Origin of the sequence: Stieleria sp., assembly GCF_041595215.1 — a bacterium.
Lineage (GTDB): Bacteria > Planctomycetota > Planctomycetia > Pirellulales > Pirellulaceae > Stieleria > Stieleria magnilauensis.
Map to the genome: position 1 here is coordinate 1 of NZ_JBFHKV010001429.1, position 1732 is coordinate 1732.

At 60.5% G+C, this 1732-nt stretch carries 1 protein-coding gene; it reads right to left on the reverse strand.

Features of this window, described 5'->3' with window-relative positions; genetic code table 11:
• Nucleotides 1-3: 3 nt before the first annotated feature.
• Nucleotides 4-1732: CehA/McbA family metallohydrolase (locus ABX749_RS31840; RefSeq protein WP_372899583.1), on the reverse strand; the 1729-nt coding region annotated here is incomplete at its 5' end.

Consider the following 1732-nt stretch of genomic DNA (forward strand, 5'->3'; position numbering starts at 1 on the left):
CGGCTATTGGACGCCTTCAAGCTTGGCGACGACGGACATGCGGTCAGCCCGGCGAGCTTCACTCAACGCCTTGGCCACATCCCCCTGGGCCAAAGACTCCAATTCCGCGAGCGCATCAGCGGACGTTCGCAACAGCGACGCGACGTGATGGATCACGCTTGGATCGCTGGAACGCAACCGATTCAGCAATCCGGCGGCGTCCCCCGCGTGCCGCCGGACGATCTGCCGCGCATACTCCAATGACGATGTGAATGTTCCGTCTCCATCACCATCAACGCGAATCGCGCCCGTGGAGCTGAAGACCGTGGGGGAAAACGAAGGGGACGTGGGCTGGTAGGGCAGCGCCGTCGCCCAGGAGGGATCGGTGATGCCGGGACCGGTGGCCACGGCAGTCAGCCACAGATCTTGTCTGCACTCGGAACGTGGCAGACGCCAAGTGACACGCACATCGACTGCGGTTTCGCGGTCCGGCGGAGCAGCGACCGTGTGCCGAAACCTCTCGCGGCCGCAAACGTACAACGCGACCGAATCGGCGCGTGTCCACGCCGGTCCCATCACCCGCGCGGTCACCACCAGATCTCCCTGATCAGGATCCAGCGAAACCAGATCCCCCGGCCCCGAGTCGTCATGGACCGTTAAATCCACCATCAAGCCATAGCTGACAATCACACGTCCTTGAACGAACGCGTCGATCGCGTCGGCGACGTTGATCTGCCCAGGGTTTGCATCGTCACAGCGAATGTAGGTCCTGCCTTGACCGACGATGAAACGAGCGACATCGTGCGAATCACTGCAACCGACCGGGGTCACGTCCAGTCCACGATTGATCAAGCCGCACCAATCGTGGAACAATTCCAACGTCTCGGTTTGCACCGCTCCCGAATTGATGATCTCCATCGCGTTAAAATCCAACGCTTTTCCGTCCAGTCGTTCGCCGGTCAAACGGTTGTGGCGGGCCGGCGAGAAGGGCCGAAATCCGCTGTGAATGTCGCGTGCGTGATTCAAGATCGCGACCTTGACATCGGGCGTCGACGCGATGTCGGCCAGCAATGATTTCCAATCGGTTTGCGTATGATCGGGCAGCTCGCTGTCGGGACGGATCGGAAAGATGTTGAAATGGCCTTGTTTCGTAGTGCATTCATCACCGATGACAGGCGTAAAGTAGGCGTCCGCGCCCATCGACTCGGCGATCGGCCGGTAATCGATGGCTTTGTTGTGATCGGTCGCGATCGGCAACTCGATGCCTTCGCCGGCCAACGTCACCATCCGCTCTTCGATGGTGCAATCACCGTGCCCGGAATGCGTGACCGTATGCACGTGGGTGTCGCATGCGACCCAGCCGCGTGTATCGACCTGGCGTGACAACACCAATGTTTTCGTGATCCGTTGTCCCGCCGTCGGTTGAATCGTCACGTCGGCCAACGAGTATTCGAATCCTCGGGTGGCAACGATGCGATATTGACCAGGCGCGACACCGAAGGCAGCTTTGCCGCTGAGTGTGTAGACCACGCCCTGGCGAACGGCCCTGTCGTGGTTGGACACGGCACCGACGGGAATCAACGCACCCGCGTGATCGGTGATCGTGATTCGTCCGGGCATCGGGGCACCAGCGGGATCCACTAGCGAGATCTCGACCTGGGCGAGATTGCGACGTGTCTCCGCCGAAATCGGGTAAAGCCGGACTTCTCCGATCCGAATGTCATCGGCGTCCGTTCCATTTTGACGAATCTCC